This window comes from Hymenobacter sp. UV11 (assembly GCF_004684095.1).
Taxonomy (GTDB): domain Bacteria; phylum Bacteroidota; class Bacteroidia; order Cytophagales; family Hymenobacteraceae; genus Hymenobacter.
The window spans coordinates 204,767-225,926 of sequence record NZ_SRII01000008.1 but is presented as its reverse complement, the minus strand read 5'-3'; the positions used below and the strand labels follow the sequence as shown (position 1 = coordinate 225,926).

At 62.6% G+C, this 21,160-nt stretch carries 19 protein-coding genes; 9 read left to right on the top strand and 10 right to left on the bottom strand.

Going from position 1 to position 21,160, the window contains the following annotated elements:
- Nucleotides 1-9: 9 nt before the first annotated feature.
- Nucleotides 10-765, bottom strand: a complete 756-nt coding sequence (locus tag E4631_RS16960) for a nucleotidyltransferase domain-containing protein (RefSeq protein ID WP_133658032.1) — start codon at nucleotides 763-765, stop codon at nucleotides 10-12.
- Nucleotides 766-1,185: 420 nt separating this feature from the next.
- On the opposite strand from E4631_RS16960, the gene katG reads away from it, so the two are divergent.
- The 6 genes from katG to E4631_RS16930 all read left to right on the top strand — a co-directional run bounded on the left by katG (nucleotide 1,186) and on the right by E4631_RS16930 (nucleotide 7,904).
- Entirely contained in the window at nucleotides 1,186-3,396 is a 2,211-nt protein-coding gene (gene katG / locus E4631_RS16955) for a catalase/peroxidase HPI (protein WP_133658050.1), read from the top strand.
- Between the two features lie 241 nt (nucleotides 3,397-3,637).
- On the top strand, nucleotides 3,638-4,372 hold the full coding sequence (locus tag E4631_RS16950) for a hypothetical protein (protein ID WP_133658031.1): 735 nt from the start codon (nucleotides 3,638-3,640) through the stop codon (nucleotides 4,370-4,372).
- A gap of 17 nt (nucleotides 4,373-4,389) precedes the next feature.
- Nucleotides 4,390-4,980: a TMEM175 family protein gene (locus E4631_RS16945; protein WP_133658030.1), complete on the top strand. Its 591-nt coding sequence runs from the start codon at nucleotides 4,390-4,392 to the stop codon at nucleotides 4,978-4,980.
- A 23-nt stretch (nucleotides 4,981-5,003) separates the two neighbouring features.
- Entirely contained in the window at nucleotides 5,004-5,468 is a 465-nt protein-coding gene (locus tag E4631_RS16940; RefSeq protein ID WP_133658029.1) for a hypothetical protein, read from the top strand.
- Between the two features lie 94 nt (nucleotides 5,469-5,562).
- On the top strand, nucleotides 5,563-7,260 hold the full coding sequence (locus E4631_RS16935) for a M28 family metallopeptidase (protein ID WP_133658028.1): 1,698 nt from the start codon (nucleotides 5,563-5,565) through the stop codon (nucleotides 7,258-7,260).
- 188 nt (nucleotides 7,261-7,448) lie between these two features.
- Complete coding sequence (locus E4631_RS16930; protein ID WP_133658027.1) at nucleotides 7,449-7,904, top strand: VOC family protein; 456 nt, start codon at nucleotides 7,449-7,451, stop codon at nucleotides 7,902-7,904.
- 40 nt (nucleotides 7,905-7,944) lie between these two features.
- Here the strand turns inward: E4631_RS16930 and E4631_RS16925 are convergent, their stop codons facing one another.
- The 3 genes from E4631_RS16925 to E4631_RS16915 all read right to left on the bottom strand — a co-directional run bounded on the left by E4631_RS16925 (nucleotide 7,945) and on the right by E4631_RS16915 (nucleotide 12,560).
- Nucleotides 7,945-8,823, bottom strand: coding sequence for an alpha/beta hydrolase (locus E4631_RS16925; RefSeq protein WP_133658026.1), 879 nt, complete (start codon nucleotides 8,821-8,823; stop codon nucleotides 7,945-7,947).
- A gap of 45 nt (nucleotides 8,824-8,868) precedes the next feature.
- Nucleotides 8,869-9,657 carry an NIPSNAP family protein gene (locus tag E4631_RS16920; protein ID WP_133658025.1) on the bottom strand — a complete coding sequence of 263 codons (789 nt, stop codon included), beginning with the start codon at nucleotides 9,655-9,657 and terminating at the stop codon, nucleotides 8,869-8,871.
- A gap of 218 nt (nucleotides 9,658-9,875) precedes the next feature.
- Complete coding sequence (locus E4631_RS16915; protein WP_133658024.1) at nucleotides 9,876-12,560, bottom strand: polynucleotide kinase-phosphatase; 2,685 nt, start codon at nucleotides 12,558-12,560, stop codon at nucleotides 9,876-9,878.
- A 27-nt stretch (nucleotides 12,561-12,587) separates the two neighbouring features.
- On the opposite strand from E4631_RS16915, the gene E4631_RS16910 reads away from it, so the two are divergent.
- The gene (locus E4631_RS16910) at nucleotides 12,588-13,016 is read left to right on the top strand and encodes a hypothetical protein (protein WP_133658023.1); all 429 of its coding nucleotides are present in this window, start codon (nucleotides 12,588-12,590) and stop codon (nucleotides 13,014-13,016) included.
- A gap of 472 nt (nucleotides 13,017-13,488) precedes the next feature.
- Here the strand turns inward: E4631_RS16910 and E4631_RS16905 are convergent, their stop codons facing one another.
- A complete protein-coding gene (locus E4631_RS16905; RefSeq protein WP_133658022.1) occupies nucleotides 13,489-14,985 on the bottom strand; it encodes a 3' terminal RNA ribose 2'-O-methyltransferase Hen1 in 1,497 nt (498 codons plus the stop codon).
- A gap of 119 nt (nucleotides 14,986-15,104) precedes the next feature.
- On the opposite strand from E4631_RS16905, the gene E4631_RS16900 reads away from it, so the two are divergent.
- Nucleotides 15,105-15,731: a hypothetical protein gene (locus E4631_RS16900; RefSeq protein ID WP_133658021.1), complete on the top strand. Its 627-nt coding sequence runs from the start codon at nucleotides 15,105-15,107 to the stop codon at nucleotides 15,729-15,731.
- Between the two features lie 14 nt (nucleotides 15,732-15,745).
- On the opposite strand, the gene E4631_RS16895 is transcribed toward E4631_RS16900, so the two are convergent.
- The 4 genes from E4631_RS16895 to E4631_RS16880 all read right to left on the bottom strand — a co-directional run bounded on the left by E4631_RS16895 (nucleotide 15,746) and on the right by E4631_RS16880 (nucleotide 19,650).
- Complete coding sequence (locus tag E4631_RS16895; protein ID WP_133658020.1) at nucleotides 15,746-17,185, bottom strand: GH1 family beta-glucosidase; 1,440 nt, start codon at nucleotides 17,183-17,185, stop codon at nucleotides 15,746-15,748.
- A gap of 130 nt (nucleotides 17,186-17,315) precedes the next feature.
- Entirely contained in the window at nucleotides 17,316-18,335 is a 1,020-nt protein-coding gene (locus tag E4631_RS16890) for a glycosyltransferase family protein (RefSeq protein ID WP_133658019.1), read from the bottom strand.
- A 161-nt stretch (nucleotides 18,336-18,496) separates the two neighbouring features.
- Nucleotides 18,497-19,408, bottom strand: coding sequence for a UDP-2,3-diacylglucosamine diphosphatase (locus E4631_RS16885; protein ID WP_240735007.1), 912 nt, complete (start codon nucleotides 19,406-19,408; stop codon nucleotides 18,497-18,499).
- Nucleotides 19,405-19,650 carry a hypothetical protein gene (locus E4631_RS16880; protein ID WP_133658018.1) on the bottom strand — a complete coding sequence of 82 codons (246 nt, stop codon included), beginning with the start codon at nucleotides 19,648-19,650 and terminating at the stop codon, nucleotides 19,405-19,407. Before E4631_RS16880 ends, E4631_RS16885 begins: the two co-directional genes overlap by 4 nt.
- Nucleotides 19,651-19,825: 175 nt before the next feature.
- Between E4631_RS16880 and E4631_RS16875 the strand changes: the two genes are divergently transcribed.
- Complete coding sequence (locus tag E4631_RS16875) at nucleotides 19,826-20,401, top strand: hypothetical protein (protein WP_133658017.1); 576 nt, start codon at nucleotides 19,826-19,828, stop codon at nucleotides 20,399-20,401.
- A gap of 107 nt (nucleotides 20,402-20,508) precedes the next feature.
- On the opposite strand, the gene E4631_RS16870 is transcribed toward E4631_RS16875, so the two are convergent.
- On the bottom strand, nucleotides 20,509-21,024 hold the full coding sequence (locus E4631_RS16870; protein WP_133658016.1) for an NUDIX domain-containing protein: 516 nt from the start codon (nucleotides 21,022-21,024) through the stop codon (nucleotides 20,509-20,511).
- Nucleotides 21,025-21,160 lie beyond the last annotated feature (136 nt).

The window sequence follows — 21,160 nt, the reverse complement described above, 5'->3', positions numbered from 1 at the left end:
ACTCCCGCTTTACAGCCACCCGCGCAGCAGCCCATCCAGCTCCCGCGTCAGCCCCTCCCCGACCCGCGCCCCCGGCAGCGCCTCCCGCGCCGCCTGCCCGGCCGCGTATTCCTCAGTCAGCCACACGACCAGCGCCGCCGGGCGGGCCACCGTGGTTTTCTCGTTTGAAACGGCTTTCTGCGCCAGCAACTCACTCACTACCCCCTCTAAACCGGCCGGAAGCAGCGCGCGCAGCGGGGCAAACTCCATGGGCGGCAGCGCGTGGCGCTCGCGTATCCAGCGGGCGGCCAGCGCCGAGCGCAGGGCATAGAACAGGCGCTTGAGGCGCACTTCATCGCCAAGTAAGTCTTCTTCTACACCGCGCCGCAGCTGGCCCAGGTAGTGGTGCAGGCCGGCCTTCAGGTTGAAAGCGAGGGGTAGCAACGGCGCGAGCGACGCCCGAAAACCTGGCACCTCGTGGTACACGATGGGCGATTGCAACCACTCAAACAGGGCCGCGTTGGAGCCGCGCAGTAGGCGCAGGGCCTTGCGCAACTCCCAGCCGGCGAGGTCCAGCTCCTCATCAACGGGGAAGTTGAGCGTGTCGGGGCCGTCGTCGAGGCGCAGGTACCAGGCCGCCGGGTGGCAGTAGAGAAAGCGCACGTCGTAATCGGAGTCGGGCGAGGGAAAGCCCCACGCCCGGCTACCCGACTCGCAGGCGTATAAAATGTGGATGCCGTGCTCGGCTTCGAGCGCGGCCAGAGCGGTGGCAATGCGGGTCGTCATGGAATAAAAAGCGCCGAATTAGTGTTAGTAAAGGCCCTGTGCTAGAGCAGCAAGCTGCCAGGCAGGTTAAACAGAAGTAAGCAAAAAAACGCTCAGCATGCAGTTTGTTGAGAAAATTTACTACTTTTGTTAAACAAAATAGCACCTACCTTTCTTACTTACCACCCCATCGGCAAGCTGAACGGTGGCTGGAAAAAGTGGGCTGGATGGCCTTTCATAAAAATGCCAAAATCTTTTACCAGTAGTCTACAAACCTATGTAGCACTTACCGGTATTTTGCCCACTCTACGCAGTCTTTCCGGCAACCTGCCCCCAGCAGCTTACCATTCCTAAAATCGCATTTACCTTAATCCAACCCTTCAACTAATGGCTACAGAACACAACGAGCACGCGCCCGCCTCCAACACTACGGAGTTTTTCATGAACGACCCCTCGGCGGCCAAGTGTCCGTTTTTGGCGGGGCAGGCACAACAGGCCGCCGGCGGTGGCACCCGCGACCGCGATTGGTGGCCCAACATGCTACGGCTCAACATCCTGCGCCAGCACTCGGCCCTGTCGAACCCGATGGGCGCGGACTTCAACTACGCGGAGGAGTTCAAGAAGCTGGACCTAAATGCTGTAAAGCAGGACCTGTTTGAGCTGATGACCACCTCGCAGGACTGGTGGCCCGCCGACTACGGCCACTACGGCCCGTTCTTTATTCGCATGGCCTGGCACAGCGCCGGCACCTACCGCATTGCCGATGGCCGTGGGGGCGCGGGCGCTGGTATGCAGCGTTTTGCGCCGCTCAACAGCTGGCCCGATAATGCCAACCTCGACAAAGCCCGGCTGCTGCTGTGGCCCATCAAGCAGAAGTACGGCGAGCAGATTTCGTGGGCCGACCTCATGATTCTGGCCGGCAACTGCGCCTTGGAGTCGATGGGCCTGAAGCCGTTTGGCTATTCGGGCGGCCGCGCCGACGTGTGGGAGCCGATGGATGAAGTGTACTGGGGCTCGGAAAAAGAGTGGCTGGGCGACAAGCGCTACACCGGCGACCGCCAGCTGGAAAACCCGCTGGCCGCCGTGCAGATGGGCCTGATTTACGTGAACCCGGAGGGCCCCAACGGCAACCCTAACCCGCTGGGCTCGGCCCGCGACATTCGCGAAACCTTTGGCCGCATGGCCATGAACGATGAGGAGACGGTAGCCCTGATTGCGGGCGGCCACACCTTCGGCAAAACCCACGGCGCGGCCGACCCTGCGCAGTACATCGCGCACGAGCCCGCCGCGGCGGGCATTGCGCAGCAGGGCAAGGGCTGGCTGAACTCATATGGCACCGGCAACGCCGGCGACACCATCACCAGCGGCCTCGAAGGCGCCTGGACCGCTACCCCCGCCAAGTGGGGCAACGGCTACTTCAACAACCTGTTCGGCTTTGAGTGGGAGCTGACCAAGAGCCCCGCCGGTGCCCACCAGTGGAAGCCTAAAGGCGATGCCGGCGCGGGCATGATTCCCGATGCCCACGACCCCAACAAGTCGCACCAGCCGTTTATGCTCACTTCGGACATCGCCCTGCGCGAAGACCCGATTTACGAGAAAATCTCGCGGCGCTTCCACGAAAACCCCGAGGAGTTTGCCGATGCGTTTAGCCGCGCTTGGTTCAAGCTCACGCACCGCGACATGGGTCCCCTTTCGCGCTACTCAGGCCCCGAGGTGCCCAGCGAAGTGCTCATCTGGCAAGACCCGCTGCCCGCTGCTACGTATGAGCAGGTTGCCGAGCAGGATATTAACACCCTGAAAGACCGGCTGCTGGCCTCGGGCCTCACGGGCTCGCAGCTCATTCGCACGGCCTGGGCGTCGGCTTCCACGTTCCGCGGCTCCGACAAGCGCGGTGGTGCCAACGGTGCCCGCCTCCGCCTGGCTCCCCAGAAATACTGGGATGCCAACAACCCGGCCGAGCTAAGCAAAGTACTCGACGTGCTGGAAGGCATTAAGAACGAGTTCAATGCCGCACAAACCGGCGGCAAGCAAGTATCGCTGGCCGACCTGATTGTGCTGGGCGGCGCCGCTGCCATTGAGCAGGCTGCTAAAGAAGCTGGCTACGATGTGCAGGTGCCCTTCCACCCCGGCCGCACCGATGCCTCGCACGAGCAAACCGACGTGCAGTCGTTTGCCGCGCTGGAGCCGCACGCTGATGGCTTCCGCAACTACCTCAACGCCAATCACGAGGCCGCGGCCGAAGCGATGCTTATCGACCGGGCGCAGCTCTTGACCCTCACGGCCCCCGAAATGACGGTGCTGATTGGCGGCCTGCGCGTGCTGGATACCAACTTCGACCACTCGAACTACGGCGTCTTCACCGACCGCCCCGGCGTGCTCACCAACGATTACTTCGTGAACCTGCTCGACCTGGGCACGACCTGGAAAGCCACTTCGGAGGCCGACCAGTTGTTTGAGGGCCGCGACCGCAAAACCAACCTGGTGAAGTGGACCGGCAACCGTGTAGACCTGATTTTCGGCTCAAACTCGGAGTTGCGTGCCATCTCCGAAGTGTACGGCACGAATAACGCCGGGCCGAAGTTCGTGCGCGACTTCGTAGCTGCCTGGGCCAAGGTAATGGACGCCGACCGCTTCGATTTGGCTAAAAAGTAAGGGGTAGGCCGGCGAGGTATTCCTGGCTGGTTATCTTGAGGAAACGCCGCCCTGGCAACAGGGCGGCGTTTTTTGTGGGCCGCTGACTCGCTAGCTGTTACTAGCATATACTTTTATGCCCTGCCTCCAAGTCAGCAAGCACGTCATGTCCTTTTCTGCCACACTGAAAATACTACCCCTAGCCCTGCTCCTGGCTTGCGGAAGCCAACCCGAAACGCACACAGTGCCTGCTGCGGCTACTGTGCGCGCCCTGCCTGCGCCTACGCCGCACCAAACCGTAGCCGCGCGCAAAGACCCGCAGACTTTTACCTGGCAGGATGATGTGTGTGAGAATACCGGTACTTTTCCGGCCGGCGCCTACACGCGGCGGCAGTTGCAGGACACTTATCAGCTGGTAACCGGGTTTATGCTCACCACGACGGTCGTGCCATTTCAACTGCGGCATTATAACGACGCGTTCTTTTTTCAGGCGGCGCGGCACCTCACCCATGAGCACGACTCGCTGGCGGCGCTACTGCACGGTTTAAAAGTGGTGCCTACCCCCTTTTGGCAGAAGATAAAGCGGCTGCGCGAACTGGAATTAGCCGAGAGCTATGCCTTCAGTCATGCTACCTTGGAAGGCTATTTTCATCCTGATTCTTGGCTCAGCAATGCCTATTACGCGCACTGTGCCGAGTATGCCACCGCCCTTGCTTCGACTGATTCGACCATAGTGATGCAAGCCTGGCGAAAATTAGTTGATGCGGAAAAGGCCGATAACGGGATTCCCGAAAGCCTGGAGGCGGCTTTCGCGGCGCAATTAGCTTCGCCCGAGCGCATGCGGTATGCCAAGGTCGCGCTCATGACGTTTGGCTGGAGCAACTGCGCGAATGCCCAACGGAAATACAACGACCTGTCTGGTCAATATCCGCTGCCAGACGAATTTGCGAAGCTTTTTACGCACGTTGAGCAGTCGAATTGCGTCGACGTCGATTAATTCTCTCCCCTACCCCCATGCAGAAAGGCCGCCTCGAAGCATTCAGCGACGGTGTACTCGCGATTATCCTCACCATTATGGTGCTGGAATTGAAGGTGCCGCACGGCGACAACCTGGCGGCGCTGCGGCCGCTGCTGCCCGTGTTTCTGAGCTACGTGCTGAGCTTTATCTACGTAGGCATTTATTGGAATAATCACCACCACTTGCTCAGCGGCACCCGGCAGGTGAGCGGCGGCGTGCTGTGGGCCAATCTGCACCTGCTGTTCTGGCTCTCGCTCACGCCGTTTGCCACGGGCTGGATGGGCGAAAACCACTTTGCGCCGGCCACGCTGGCCGTGTACGGCGGCATTCTGATGGGCGCGGCGATGGCGTATTTTATCCTGCAAAACTGTATCATTGCCGTGAATGGTGGCCCCGACTCGCCGCTGGCCCACGCCGTGGGGCACGACTGGAAGGGCAAGCTGTCGCCGATATTGTACCTAGCGGGCATTATGAGTAGCTTTTGGCTGCCCTGGCTGGCGGGAGCCTGCTATGTTTTCGTAGCTTTCATGTGGCTGGTGCCTGACCGCCGTATCGAGCGCACGCTACACACCCAGCCCGAAGCCTAACCCAACGCTACTTTTCCTGCAGTATGAAGCAACACCATTTGGCTGTTATCGCCGCTAGCCTGAGCCTACTTGCGCTCTCGGCCTGCCACGAGCAACCCACCCAGGCCACCCAGGAGCCGACCGCTCCTACCCCCCCCACCGGCCCGCAGTGCTACGCCTACCGCACCGAAACCGACACGGTGCGCCTGACGCTGCAAACCACGCAGCCCGCCGTGACGGGCCAGCTAACCTACCGCTACTTCGAGAAGGACCGCAACCAGGGCACTATTCGCGGCACGATGCACGGCGATACGCTGCTGGCCGACTACACGTTTCAGTCGGAAGGCACGACGTCGGTGCGGCAGGTGGCCTTTTTGCGCCGCGACACTGGCTTTATCGAAGGCTTTGGACCCGTGGCGGAGCGCCAGGACAAGATGGTGTTTACCCAGCCCCGCACGCTGCACTTTGATGCGAAGTACACGCTGCTGCCCGTGGCCTGCCCGCGCTAAAGGCCGCCGGGACTGCTCGGCAACCTGGGCCATATCGGGCTAGCGTGTACCTTGGGTGTCCTTAGCTTCGGCTTTTCGTTTTCGTACTTCGCTCATGATTTTTGCTTCTCTCCGGACTACCCGGCTGCCGCTGGCGGGCCTGCTGGGCCTGGCGTTGGCCGGCTGCCAATCGCAATCCACCACCGACACTACTACCCAGGCCACTACCGCCACGGCTCCTACCCCCCCGGCGGCGGCCGGTGCCATCACGGCGGCCGAAATCGGCGGTTATCTACGAGCCGTGTCGTCGGATTCGATGCTGGGGCGCAAGCCGTTTACGGTGGGCGAAACGCGCATTACCGACTATCTGGCGGGCCAGTTTAAAAGTTTGGGGCTGAAGCCGGCGGGGCCCAATGACAGCTATTTTCAGCCGGTGCCGATGGTGGAAATCAGCGTAACGCCCGCCCCTACCCTCCAGATTGCGGGCAAAGGCCAGAAGCTGAGTTTGGAGTACAAGACTGATTACGTGGTATTTAGCCAGCGCGAGCAGCCCACGGTGGCGGTCAGCAACTCGCCGCTGGTATTTGCCGGCTACGGCGTGGTGGCCCCCGAATACGGCTGGGACGACTACGCTGGCCTCGACGTGAAAGGCAAAACCGTGGTGGTGCTCGTGAACGACCCCGGCAACGCGGGCCAGGATACCACCCTGTTTAAGGGCCGGGCCATGACCTACTACGGCCGCTGGACCTATAAATACGAGGAGGCCGCCCGCCACGGCGCCGCCGGCCTGCTCATCGTGCACGACACCCAGCCCGCCGCCTACCCCTGGAGCGTGGTGCTGAGCGGCGCCGTCGGCCCCAAGCTACGCCCCCAAACCGCCGACCACGGCGCCAGCAAGTGCGCCCTCGAAGGCTGGCTGACGCTCGACGCGGCCAAGCGCCTCTTCACGGCCGCCGGCCAGAGCTACGATGCCCTCTACGCCGCCGCCAACCAGCGCGGCTTCCGCGCCCGGCCGCTGGGCCTGACTATTAGCACCAGCATCCAGCAGAAGCTGCGGCGCCAGACCTCGAAAAACGTGCTGGCCGTGCTGCCCGGCACCACCAATGCCGGCGAGTACGTCATCTACTCGGCCCACTGGGACCACTTTGGCGTGGGTAAAGTCATTGCCGGCGACTCGATTTATAACGGGGCCGTGGATGATGGCACCGGCCTGGCGGCCCTGCTCAGCATTGCGAAGGAATTTCAGCAGGCGAAAGAAAAGCCGGCCCGCAGCATTGTGTTTCTGGCCGTGACGGGCGAAGAGCAGGGCCTGCTCGGCTCGGCCTACTACGCGCAGCACCCGCCGTTTCCGCTGGCCAAGACGGTGGCCGACCTCAACATGGACATGCTCTGGCCCTACGGCCCGATGAAGGACCTGACCGTTATTGGCTACGGGCAATCGGAGCTGGAGGACTACGCCCGCGCGGCGGCCAAGGAGCAGGACCGCTACCTGCTGCCTGACCAGACGCCTGAAACCGGCATGTTTTACCGCTCCGACCACTTCAGCTTTGCCCACGTGGGCGTGCCCTCGCTCTACGCCAGCGGAGGCTTCGAGAGCCGCGCCCAGGGCAAGGCCTATATTGCCGATAAGCGTAAAGCCTACACTACCAACATGTACCACAAGCCCGCCGACCAGGTTGACCCCGCCTGGGACCTCAGCGGCGTGGCCCAGGATGCGCAGCTCTACTACCGCGTGGGCCAGCGCCTGGCCGGCGAAACCACGTTTCCGCAGTGGCGCGCCGGCTCGGAGTTTCGGGCGGCGCGGGTGAAGTAGGTAGCTGAGTTGTTCGCTAGCTAGTTACATAACCAGAAAGAACGTCATTCCGAGCTTGCCGAGGAATCTCGCCCGCGTCGTTCGGGTGTCGTGCAACGACACGGGCGAGATTCCTCGGCAAGCTCGGAATGACGTTCAAACCAGTTCATAAATAACTTCCAAACCGCCTACCCCCTCCATTCCCACCCATGAAAAAACTACTGGCCTTCTGCCTGCTCGCCTTTACGATAATCGTTACTACCCCCAAAACTGCCGCGGCCCAGGCCCCGGCCGTGCTCAACCACATTGCGTTGTATGTGGTTGACGTGCAGAAAACCGCTGATTTTTACAAGAATGCGCTGCTGCTGCCCCAGTTGTCCGAGCCGTTTAAGGATGGCAAGCACGTGTGGCTGCGCATCGGGCCGCACAGCCAACTACATATTATCCAAGGCAATAAGGCGCAGGAACACGACATCAATACGCACCTGGCCTTCAGCGTGAAAGACCTGGACAAATTCATGGCGCACCTCGACAAGCTCGGCGTGCGCTATGGCAACTGGAAGAGCGAGCCGCACAAGACTACCCCCCGCCCCGACGGCGTAAACCAGATTTACCTGCAAGACCCCGACGGCTTCTGGGTTGAAGTGAACGACGACAAGTTTTGAGGCCCACTTGGCCCACCAGTACCAGCCGTAGCGTACCTGCTTACTCCTGGTGATGGTGGGCCGGGTTGGTATCCAGAAAGTTGTTGTCGGCCAGCCAGTCGGCCATGCGCTGCGGCCACGCCTGCAAGGAAGCCAGCTTGGAGCGGTGGCCCATATTGAACCCGTGGCTGCCTTGCGCATAGAGGTGCACCTCTACGGGCACGTGCGCCAGGCGGTAGGCTTGCAGCAGCTTCACGATGGGTGGCGAGCAGCAAACATCATTATTGGCCGCCAGCAGAAAGGCGGGCGGGGCCGAGGAATCCACCGCGTCGGGGATGCCCAGCGGGCCGGGGTAGATGAGCAGCTGAAAATTAGGCTTGCCGTTGAGGCGGTCGATGGGGTCGGGGGCCTGGGCATCGCCCTTGCCATCGGCGTAGGCCACCGTGGCCACCACTTCGCCGCCGGCCGAAAAGCCCAGCATTCCCAGGCGGTTGGGGTCGATGCCCCACTCCGCGGCGTGGCTGCGCACCAGGCGCATGGCGCGGTAAGCATCCTGCCGGGGGTGCTTATCGAGCGAGTAAGGCGAGTTTTCTTCGCGGCTCAGCCGATACTTGAGCACGATGGCCGCCACGCCGATACTAGTCAAAAACTGGGCGGGCTCCACGCCTTCGGCATTGTACACCAGCTCGCGGTGCCCGCCGCCCGGACAAATAACCACCGCCGCGCCCGTCGCCTTCTCCTTGGGGGGTAGGAATACAGTAATGGACGGGTTGTGAATATTTTTGACCCAGTAATCTTTGGCCTGCTCGGGCTCGTTGCGCCGGCTCTCGAAGCCGGGCGCGCCGCCCGCCCACAAAGGCAGCACCAATGGCTTGGCCTGCGCCCACGCGGCCGGGCACGCGCTTAGGAGCAATAGGCAAACAACCAGAAGCGTACGCATACAATGAAGCGATAAGAAACTACCGAATTAGTATAGCTGACGACCTTATAGCCCCGAATAGGGGGTAGGGTGCAGAAAGGTGATGTCGATGTGGGCCACGTTGTTCTGGTACTCGGGCAGGGACGAGAGTTTTTTCCACTCGGGGTCGGCGCCGAAGGCTTTCCAGTGCGCCTCGCGGGCCTCGCGGTTGGCGAAGGAGGTCATGTACATCAGGTTGGGCATGTGGGCGCCGAAGAGCACCGAGCCGTAGAAGATGGCGTTGAAGCCCAGCCGGTTGAAGAGCTTGATTTCGCCGCCCTGGTTGAACATCTGCACCTTGTTGCGGAAGATTTTCTCGCTAGCGCCTTCGTAGCTGCGCAGCTCGTACACGCGCTCGCTTTTGGGGCCGTCGAGCTTGGGCGCCGTGAGGGCGCTCATCTCATCAAAAGCCTGGATGAAGATGGTTTCCAGGCGGGTGTAGGCGGGATTTTTGTAGGCCGCGTTTTCGTAGGCGCCGCCGGCGGTGAGCAGCTTGGGGGCGGCCGTGTTTTTCACCTGCTCCCACTGCTTGAGCGAGGCGTAGGGCGTGAATACGTACACGCGCCGGTCGGCGGTGGTGTCGTTGCCGACGGGCTTGAATACGCCGATGGTAGCGATACCCGCCGACCGCATCGCGGGCATATACTGGTGCTGCAGGAAGCTGTCAATCAGGGCTTCCTGGCGCGGGGTTTTGATATGGTAGACTTTCAGCTCGAAATACGCGGGGCGCTCGGCCACCGGCCGGGCCACGGCCGTGCTGCCCAGCAGCCACAGGCACAACGCGCTGATGAGGGGTAGGAGAAGGTGTTTTTTCATGGGTGGGAAAAAGGAGGGATTGGGTTAGTCACTAATTGGGGAGCGCTAAACTACAATGAGTTGCGGAGGCAGAGACACAAAATATGGTGTCTCTGCCTCCGCAATCTACTTCGGGACGAGCATAACAGCCATCGCCTTCCAACTATCACGCAAAGGAAAGGCTGCTACGATACCTGGCCCTACCCCCCACTGGCACCCGAACGCGCCGGGAGGAACTCCTACAATCGCGGGTCTACCGGCTCGCTTTCCAGGGCCAATACGCCGAATACGCACTGGTGCACCAGGCGCAGCGGCTGGCCGGCCACGAACCTTTCCAGGCCCTCGACGCCGAGCGCAAACTCGCGCAGGGCCAGGTTGCGCTTGGCTTTCACGTTGCGCTGGCGCAGGCGCTCCAGATTGCCATCCAATAGATAATCAGGCCCGTAGATGATGCGCAGATATTCCCTACCCCGGCACTTGAGGGCGGGCTGGATGAGCGAGCGGCCGGTGGCCGGGATAAAATCATAGGGCTTCACCACCATGCCTTCGCCCCCGCCGGCGGTGAGGGCCAGCCACCAGTCGGTGGCGGCCTCGGTGTCGGCGGGGTTGGTGAGGTCGACCACGCGGTAGGGGGTAGCGCGCAGCAGGCCGGGGTCGGCGAGGCTGAGGGCGCGCAGGGTTTCCATGTGCCAGGCGTGGTCGCGGTCGAAGTACGTTTTGCCCTCGGTGGCGAGCAGGTGGAAGGGCGCCAGCTTGAGGTCGTCGAGCGACTGCACGGGCCAGCAGTAGCGGCGGTAGGCGTCGGCGTAGTCGGTGGCGGCTTCGCGGCGGGCGGTGGTGCGGACCAGCAGCGCGGCGGCCCCATCTAGGCCGCGGGCGGTGGCGGCGGCCAGGGCGGTTTCGGCCTGGGGTAGGGCGGCGCCGGCAGCGGCGGCCACGGCAGCGTACTGGCTTTTGACCAATTCCTGGGCCTTGGCCGACCACGGCAGCAACTCGGCATCGAGGCACACCCAGTCGGTGCCGAATTTCTCCCAGAAGCCGGCCGCCGTGAACGCGTCGCGTAGGCGGGTGAGGAAGGCCGTTTCCAGGTCGCTGTCGGTGAAGAAGTTGCGGCCGGTGCGGGTGTAGCATTTCCCTACCCCCTCGCCCACCACCCCAAGTCGGCGCTGGATGGCGGCTTCGCTCTGGCCCAGCACTACCACCACGCGGCTGCCCATGTGCTTTTCCTCGCACACCACGCGCCCTACCCCCTGCCGCTGGTAGTAGGCGAAGGCTTCGGCGGGGTGTTCGAGCAGGTCGGGCAGCTCCGAGGTTTCGGTGGGCGACATGGTGGGCGGCAAATACAGCAGCCACTTGGGGTTGAGGGCGAAGCGCGACATCACCTCTAGGGCGGCTACGGCGTTCTCTTCGCGCACGGTCACGGTATTGAGCAAGCGTGTGTTAATGAGCTGCTTGCCGGTCACGTCGCGGATATCGAGCAGGTCGTCGTGCTGCTGTTGGCTCGTTGCTGCGGGCTGCTTGTCGGTGGTCGATTCGGCGGGGCGCAGTGGGTTGTAGCTAAGCGGGCGGCTGGGCACGGCATATTCCTGCTGCGCGGGCACGCTCACCAGCTGGCGCTCGGGGTAGCGCAGGGCGGTGAGGCGGCCGCCGAATACGCAGCCTGTGTCGATGTCGATGGTGTTGTTGAGCCATTCGGGGTCGGGCACGGGCGTGTGGCCGTATACCACCATGGCCCGGCCGCGGTAGTCGGCGGCCCAGGCGTAGCGCACGGGTAGGCCAAACTCGTCGGTTTCGCCGGTCGTTTCGCCAAAGAGCGCGAAGCTGCGCACCGCCCCCGAGCCCCTACCCTGCATTTCTTCGGTGAGGCCGGCGTGGGCCACCACCAGCCGGCCGCCATCGAGCACGTAGTGGCTCACCAGCTTGTCCAGAAACAGCCGCACCTGCTCCTTGAACGCGGGCGTTTCGCCTTCGAGCTGGGCCAGGGTTTCGGCCAGGCCGTGGGTCACGGACACGTTTTTGCCGTTGAGGTGGCGCAGTAGCTTGATGTCGTGGTTGCCGGGCACGCACAGGGCCAGGCCGTCGCGCACCATGCTCATTACCAAGCGCAATACCTGCGGCGAAGCAGGGCCGCGGTCCACGAGGTCGCCGAGGAAGATGACTTTGCGTGCAGCTGTAGAACGAAGTGGCACTCCGTTTTCCGTCTGGTCCGGCGCGGGCGGGAACGGAGTATCACTCCGTTCTACAACCACGCGCACGCCCAAATCGCGCGCATCCCGCACTTCCTCATCCTCCACCCGGTACCCCAGCTCGGCCAGTAGCGCGCACAGCTCGGTGTAGCAGCCATGCACGTCGCCAATGATATCAAACGGCCCCGTTTCGGCCTGGCGGTTGTTGTGCAGCGGGTCACGCACGATGTGCTGCACGGCGTCGATTTCGGCCACGCCGCGCAGGTGGTAGATGTGCCGGAAGCCCTCCGGCTTGAGCGTGCGCAGGCTCTGGCGCAGCAGGCGGCGGTGGTTGGCAATGACGTGCGGCTTGAGCCCGGCGCGGTCGGGGCGCTGGCGGTTGCGGGCTTCGGCCACGGCCTCGGGCACATCGAGCACGATGGCCACCGGCAGGCAGTGGTACTGCCGGGCCAGCGCTACGAGGCTCTTGCGGTCTTCGGCGCGCACATTGGTGGCATCCACCACGGTGAGGCGGCCGCGCTTAAGGCGCTTGGCGACCCAGTAGTGCAGCAGGTCGAAGGCGTCGTTGGTGGCATCCAGGCTGTTTTCATCATCCGACACCAGGGCCCGGCAGGTATCCGACGACACTATTTCAGTGGGCCGAAACAAGCGCTGGGCAAAGGTGGACTTGCCCGCCCCCGTGCTGCCAATGAGCAGGACCAGGGAGAGTTCGGGCAGCTTCAGGGTATCTTGGGGCATGGAGGCAAGAACGAATAATTTTGGCGCATGATAAGGCTCTACCTCGATATTGACGGTGTTTTGCTAACTGCGAAACACACCCAGGCAGCCCCCAACGTCGATGAGTTTGTAGCATTTGTGACCGCAAATTTTGAGTGCTACTGGCTTACCACTCATTGCAAAAGCAACAGTGATTCGGCACTCAACTACTTGTCGCATTTCCTGTTACCTGAAACCTTAGAAAAGCTACGGCAGTCAGTCCAGCCAACTTCCTGGGATACGTTGAAAACGGAGGCTATTAATTTGAACTCCGATTTCTATTGGCTCGACGACCAGCCTTTTCAATCAGAAATATCTTATTTGCAGCGCAATGACGTAGGTAATCGGCTATTAATCGTTAATCTCAACCGGCCCAATGAATTGCTCACTGTCCAGGCGACTTTGCAGCAAAAGCTTCATGTTGAATTACAGTCATGAAAAATCAGCCCGCTAACCACCCTATGAGTAGGTTATATCTAATTTATGGATTGTCTTTGCTGGCTGCATTCTCAGTTTACTGGGGATTTGCCGTTATGTCAGCTGTTGCTGCTGGTGTTACTTGGGTGCCTATCATAAGTTTTGCAGCTAGCGTATTTCACTTTGGCATAAGTAGTTGGTTATTTTTTATTTATTCTAAAATAGGAAAAGTTTTTTCAATTATTACGGCTACTCTCATGTGCTTTTGGCCAGTAGCGGCAATTATTTTCTCATTCACTGAAGATTTTTCTTTTGTAAATTTCATTTATCTACTTCCGATTGGTTGCACTACGGCGATAGTATACTCTCATCTAAGAACTTTCAACTGGAGACAACCTCAACCCAAGTTATTTACTAAATCCATACTTATTCTTATACCATTAGGACTGTTTTTATATACTTCAGTTTATTACTCGCGGTTATTCATATAGATTTAACTCAACCCAAACACCGCTAGCTGCGAGGGCGCCCCTACCCCCTCTACTTCCTCGCCCAAGCCCACAAGCCGCACCTGATACCCGTAGCGCGCGGCGACGGCGGTGGCCCAGGCAGCGAACTCGGCGCGGCTCCATTCGAAGCGGTGGTCGGCGTGGCGGAAGGTGCCGGCCGAGAGGCTTTCGTAGAGCTGGTTGTAGTCGGCGTTGGGGGTCGTGACGAAAACGTGGGCCGGGCGCGCGTGGCCAAACACCACGGCTTCGAGGGCGGCGAGGCGGCTGGGGTCGAGGTGCTCGATGACTTCGACCAGCGCCGCCGCGTCGAAGCCGGCCAGGCGGTCGTCCTTATACAGCAGCGAGCCCTGAATGAGGTCGAGGCGGGCGCGCTGGCGCGGAGGCATCTCAGCCAGGTGCAGGCGCTGGGCGGCGCGGGCCAGCGCCTGGTGCGACACATCCATGCCCAGGATATACTCGATTTTGGGCTGGCGCAGCAGCAGGCGCAGGAGCTTGCCCTCGCCGCAGCCCAAGTCGAGCACCCGCTTGGGGGCCAGCTGGTAGATTTCGTGGGCCACTTGCTGGAGGCGCTGGTCGTGGAGGCTCAAGCGTTGGTCGCCCTCCGTGGGCACCTCGCCCCCTAGCGGCACCTCACCCCCTGACCCCCTCTCCAAAAAAGAGGGGGCACCGGTCATGCTGCTGGCGTTAGGCTCCCCCTCTTTTTTGGAGAGGGGGCCGGGGGGTGAGGTGTCGTCCGGCAGCTCATCCGTTTCCAGCAGCCGGGCCAGCGCCGGGTTCACGTACAGCGCCCGGTACCGCAGGTAGCGGCGCGTGATGAAGCCGCGCTCGGGGTGGCGGGGCAGCCAGTCGCCGCCGCGGTGCAGCAGCTTTTCGGCCTCGTTCTGGTCCACGTAGTAGTGCTTGTCGTTGTCGAGCACAGGCAGCAGCACGTAGAGGTGGGTGAGCACGTCTCGTAGGCGCAGGCCGTCGTGGCGCAGGTGCAGAGTGTAGTAGGGACTGTCGCCCCAGGCGGGTTGGGTGGGGTCGAGGGGGTAGGCCGTGGTTTCGACCTCGTAGCCCAGCGGCTCGAAGAGGCGGCGCGGCCAGTCGGGGCCGGGCGCGGAGACTACGGCCACGGTCACGGCGAGGGGTAGGGCCTCGGCGGGCAGGGCGGGGCGGTCCTTACAGGTGCCGTTCATGGCGGTGCCGAAGGCCTTGCTCAGCGCCACGCTCAAAAACGACGAAGCCACGTAGGGCCGGTCGTTCACGTATTGCTCCAGGGCGAAGCCCTCGCCGGGCGCGCCGCCCCGGCCCCGCACCAGCCCGATGGGGTCGAGGTCGAGTAGCAGGGCGGCGGTGCAGCGCTCGGCGGTGGCCTCGGGGTAGAAAACGTGGGCCTGGCCGCCAGTAATTTCCACGCTTTGCAGGCGGGCGGGATTCTTGTGCAGCAGGTAGCCCAGGTCGGTGGCGGGCTGGTGGGTGGTGGTGAGGGTGAGCAGCATAGGGGGCGCTTCGGGCCGGTTTTTGGGGGCTGGCGGGGCGAAAGTAGGGCGGGCGGCGCGTCCATCCGGCGGCGGCGGGTCAACTTTGCGGGCGCTTTGCCCCTTCGCGTTTCGTGCCCATGCCTGCCCCTACCCCCGCCATTCCGCCGCTCACCGAGTTTGCCAGCTTCTACCTCTACGGCCTCAGCCCCAATCCCTATCTGCAATCGACGGACCTCGAAAAGTTCGGGCAGCTGTATAGCCTCGTCGTCGGCAACCACGGCGGGGTGAGCCTCAGCAGCTCGTTGCACCCCTACCAGCTGGTGAGCGAGGCGGGCCTCACGGTGTGGTACACGGCCTACGCCCAGCTGTATGCGCAGCCCGACCGGGCGGCACTCTTCGAGGCCATGACCGATGAGCAGGCCCGCTACGTGGTGGCCCCGCCGGCCTCGTTCGCCGAGTTTCACGTGTGGCCCGACACCCGGCTGACCAGCGTCGAAAACCCGGTTTTCAGCCACTATATCCCGTTTGTGCTGCCCTTTCTGGTGCGCAAAGGCCCAGCCGCCCTGCGCTGGGACGCCGAATTTGCCGCCGCCGAGGGCGACGCCGCGCGCCTCCAGCCCTACCTGAAGGCCGTGACCGAGGCCATCCGCTTCGTGCAGCCCGCGCCCGCCTTCGTGCTGGGCTTCGGGGAGTTTGACGAGCAGCAGCCCGAGCGCCTGATTGAGGAATTTATGAGCTGCCGCGACCTGCTGCTGACGCGGTAGCCAAACCTCACGGGTCACCCCACGCGCACCTCGGCCCCGGCCAGAAACTCGCCGAACCAGAGCCCCGAATCCTTCACGGTGCGTTCCTGGGTTTCGTAATCCACGTGCACCATACCGAAGCGTGGGCGGTAGCCCTCGGCCCACTCAAAGTTGTCGGTGAAGCTCCACGGGAAATACCCGTTGACGCGGATGCCCTCGCGGCGGGCGCGCAGCACCTGCCCGATGGCCGCCTGGAAGTAGGCCCGGCGGGCGGCGTCGGGCACGCGGCCGGCGGCCGGCTCGTCGGCAAAAGCCGCGCCCGACTCCGTAATGAATAGCTCGGGCGCGCCGGGGTAGGCGGCATACTGCTTTACCATTTGGTAAACCGACTCGGGAAAAACTTCCCAGCCCATTTCGGTGGCGGGCACGCCGCGCTTGGCGGCGGGCACCAGGGCCGCACCTAGCAGCGGCAGCCACGGCGCGGCGCGCACCACCTCGCGGGTATAATTCTGCACGCCCCAGAAGTCGAAGTCAAATTTCAAGCGCTCGGCATCGCCGGGCTTGTGGTAGCGGCGCAGCAGCCAGCCCAGCGTGGGCAGCTCGGCGGTGGGGTAGCCCAGGCCGAGCGTGGGCTCCACGAAAAAGCGGTTGAGCAGGGCATCGACGCGGCGCGCGGCGGCTTCGCTGGCCGCGTGGCCCGGCCGGGCGGGCGTCACGTACGAGCACGAAAACGTGGTGCCGATGCGGGCCGTGCCGGGCAGCGCCGCCCGCAACGCCCTACCCCCCTCGGCCTGGGCCAGCGTGGCGTGGTGGGCCGCCGCCAGAAACGCCGGCAAGCTGCGCCGCCCCGGCGCGTGCACGCCCAGCAGGTGCCCGGCGCCCACAAATACCATCGGCTCATTGAGCACCATCCAGTGCTGCACGCGGTCGCCGAGGCGGCGGGCCAGCACCTGGGCGTAGTCGGCCAGCCAGCCCACCGCCGCGCGGTTGGTCCAGCCGCCGCGCTGCTGCAGGGCCAGCGGCAAGTCCCAGTGATACACCGTGAGCCAGGGGCGCAGGTCGCGCTCCAGGCAGGCATCCACGAGGCGGTCGTAGAAGTCGAGGCCGCGCCGGTTCACGGTGCCGGTGCCCTCGGGCAGCACCCGCGCCCAGGCCGCCGAGAAGCGAAAATCAGTCAGCCCCAGGCCCTGGGCCAGGTCCAAATCGGCTTCGTAGCGGGTAAAAAAGTCGGTACCCACCCGCGCGTGCTCGCCCCGCGCAATGGCCTTGGGCCGGCGCGTAAACTCGTCCCAGATGCTCGGGCCCTTGCCCTGCTGCTGCCAGGCGCCCTCCACCTGGTAGGCCGCGCAGGCCGCACCCCAGTGAAAGTCGGGTCCGAAATCGGCCCGCGAATACGTGGCCGGCGTGGTAGCGGGGTAGAAAGCCGGCGGCAGCACCAGCGGGGGCTGGGTAGTGAGGATAAGATTATCGGACATCAAACTACTATATACTATACGTGTGGTGGCGCGACTCCTCGCGCCGCTTGGTTGAACGGCTGACTGGCCGGCTGGCAGCTGGCTCGGGCTAAACAACGACGAGACGCGAAGTGTCGCGCCGCTACCTCGTTCAGGCCATTTTTATGCCCAATTGCTCGGCCAGCAGCTGGTCGAGCACCTGGCCGGTGCGGTCGGGGTAGTGTACGGGCACGGGCTGGCCGCGGTGCAGCCAGTCGTCGAGGCGGTCGAGGTGCTTGTCCTTGAGGCCGCGCACCACGGGCACGCCCATCTTGTCGAGGGCCGCGGCGTTGCACTGCTGCTCATACTGCTGCTTCATGGGTACCACGAGCAGCTTTTTACCCAGGTACAGCGCCTCGGCGGGCGTTTCGAAGCCGGCGCCGCAGAGCACGCCGTGGGCGCGGGCCAGGCTTTGCAGAAAGTCGCCGCCGCTCACGGGCCACACCCGCACGTTGCCGTAGTCGGCCGGCTGCTGGCTGTGCTTCGAAAACACTTCCCACTGCACCGAGCGGCTGAGGTAGCGCAGGCGCTCCACGAGTGTTTTCTCATCAAAAGCCGGCAGGTACACCGTGTAGTGGCCCTCGTCGGTGGGCGTCAGCTCGCGCACTTGCCGCCGGATGACGGGGGTAGCGATACCGGGCGCATACGCCTGAAAATGAAAGCCATACTGCGCCGTACTAGGTGCGTAGTGACGCAGCACAGCCCGGCCGGCGGGGTCTTCCTGCTCGGGGCGCGGCGCGGCCGGGTGCAGCACGGCGCTCTGGTGGCTCAGGGCCACGCAGGGGCGGTGGCGCAGCCGGCAGGCCCAGGCCGATACCGGCTCAAAGTCGTTGATAACCAAATCGTAACTCTCCACCGGCAGGTGGCGAATGTCGTGCACAAACTCGGCCGAGTTGAACTGCCGGAAGGTCTTCACGAAGTTGATGCCGCCCTTCTTGCCGAATAAAAACCCCATGCCCCCTACCCGGTACTTCACCGCGAACGGCAGGGGTAGGTCGGCCGGCGGGCCGCTCACCAGGATGTCGAGCTGCCCGCCCAGCGCTTCTACGCGCGCCTGCAGCAGCGGCACCACGTCGAGGGCGCGCATCAGGTGGCCATTGCCCGTGCCCTGGATGGCGTAGAGAATCTGCATGGTTTGGTTATTGATAAACTACAACTTCGTTTGTCATTGCGAGCGCAGCGCGGCAATCGCACCTGAACGACGCCCACGCCAGTCGTTCGTCTATCGTCCTAGTGCGATTGCCGCGCTGCGCTCACAATGACAAACGGCACTTGTGCTTACGTTGTGACACATTATCTCAGCTTAAACTCCGCCAGCAGCCCTTCCAGCAGCGCGGCGGGGCCAGCGTCGGCGGCTAGTTCCTCGGCATCGGGGGCGTCGGGCGCTTCGCCGGGCTGGGGCTGCATGCGGGGGTCGTCGGCGTAGCGGTAGAGGGCCCAGCCGGCGGCGTCGGTGTATTCGAGGGCCGTGAGGTTTTCGACCCAATCGCCCGAATTTAAGTACGTTACTTCTCCGCGCGGGGTAGCCAGCGTTTTGATTTCGGGCTGGTGAATGTGGCCGCAAGCTACGTAGCGGTAGTCGTTGTCGGCGGCGATGTTGGCGGCCGTCTGCTCGAAGTCGCTGACCAGGCTCACGGCGCTTTTCACCCGGTTTTTCACGGCCTTCGACAACGCCACTTTGGGCCGGCCAATTTTCTGCAATAGAAAGTTTACCAAGCGATTAAGCAAAATAAGCAGGTCGTAACCCTGGCCGCCGAGCTTGGCCAGCCAGCGCGAGTGCCGCATGGTCACGTCGAATACGTCGCCGTGAAACAGCCAGGTGCGGCCGTGGGGCAGGTCGAGCACCAGCTTATTATCGAGCTGAAAATGACCCAATTTGAGGCCCGCGAACTTGCGCAGCAGCTCATCGTGGTTGCCAGTGAGATAGTAGATTTTGGTGCCCTTGGCGGCCAGCCCGGCCAGGTAGCGCACCACCCGCATGTGCGAAGCCGGCCAGTAGTTTTTCGAAAACTGCCAGATATCGACAATATCTCCGTTGAGCACCAGTATTTTAGGCTTGATGCTCTTGAGGTAGCGCAACAGCTCGGGCGCGTGGCAGCCGTAGGTGCCCAGGTGCACATCGCTGACCACGGCCACCGCCAGGCGGCGCTTTTTGCGCGGGCGCGGCGCGGGCAGCGGGTCCAACACCGGCTCGCTCATGCTCATGCGGCGGAGGGGTAGGCCAGGTGCGAAAGGCCGGGGCGCGGGCGGTTCTTGGGGCGCCGGGGCTTGGTGGGTGGGCCGGGGGTAGGGTGGCCCGCCACCGCACTGCCCAGGGCCGAGCGCAGGGTGCGCCGCAACGGCCAGCTCAGCACCAGCCACCAGCCCAGGGCCAGCAGCCAGGCCAGCCCCGCGCCCGAGGGCTGCCAGTCCAATAGGAGGCGCTTGGAATCTGCGAGTTTTAGCATACCTCAAAGCTCGCCGCCGAGTGTTATGCCGGGGTTACCGCAGCCTTATACTTTTGTCAACTTATGCGCTGGCGTGGTCAATTTCGCCACTAATGCCCGGCATGTGGCGCGGCTTGCCGTACTTTGTAGCAGTTCTATACCTATTCTTATCACCTTTATTCAATTTCTCTTAATAATGCAATTTCTTACAACGCTACGCACCGGTTTATTGGTCCTGCTGCTGGGTAGCGCGGCGGCCGCGCATGCCCAAAGCCCCAATGGCCCGGCGCGCAAGCGCTATATGTTTGCCCAGAAAAACCCCGAGTGCCCGGTAGTAGCCAATATTACCAAAAACACTGACGAAGACGCCGATATTACCGGGACTTACACCCATGTTTGCTACCGCTCACCGGCCGAAATGTTGTTTGAAATCAGTGAGTTGCGCAAGATTCACAACTGGGCCGACTCTACTTTTCAGCGCCGCCTGCAGGCCCTACCCCCCAACGGCGCCCTGGTGCTCAACATTCGCCGCCAGGGGCCGAAGAACGCCGACCCGTCGCTGCTCACGCTCGCGGCCCACACCAAGGACGGCAAGGAGGTCTTCACCGCCACGCCCAAGCCTGGCACCGGCCGCTTCTACGGCCGCGATTTATATCAAAATCAGCAGCTTATCCCTTTCATCAAGCTCGACCCGACCGTGGGCCAGCTCACGCTCGTGATTACGGACACCCGGCTACGCCAGCAGTTTGAGTACCAGCTCACGCCGCAGTAATTACCTCTCTTGTCATTGCGAGCAAAGCGAAGCAATCGCACCAGAACGAAACATGCACGTCGTTCTGGTGCGATTGCTTCGCTTTGCTCGCAATGACAAGAGAGTTTCTACTTAGTCAATTGCGTCCACTGCACGGCCAGCAGGGTTTTGGCGTCTTGAAGCTTTTCCTGAATAAGCTCCTCACGGGTCAGGCGCACCATTTCGATTTGCTCGTTTTCAGCGGCCAGGCCGCCACCAGCGCCGGTTTGGCGGCTCACCTCGGCGTAGTACACGGCGATGGTTTCGGCGCTGGTGCCGGGCGAGGGCCACATGGTTACAATAGGAATGAGCTGGTCGATTTCGTAGCCCAGCTCCTCGTGAATTTCGCGGCGCACGGCGGTTTCGGGGCTTTCGTTTTTGTCAATCATACCGGCCGCGATTTCGAGTAATTCGCGCTCGGCCCCGAAGCGAAACTGCCGGGTGAGCACGTATTGCCGGGCCTGGGTATCGAAGACGAGGGCGGCCACGGCGTGGCCAGGGGCAAACTGCTCGCGGAGTAATTCTTGGCCTTCTTGGGTTTTAACAGTGAGCTTGTTGAGCTTAAAATGGCCGTCGTAAGCGCGCTCGCGGTGAACTATCTGCATGGGTTAGGGTTTTAAGCGGTACCTTTGCCGCCGAAGGCAGCCTGGCAATCGGACCAGCTGCTGGCCGTGTATATACGGCTACCGGCCAGCCGCGTCGTCATTCTGGCGCCAGGCAGGGGCTTTATCCCTCTTATTT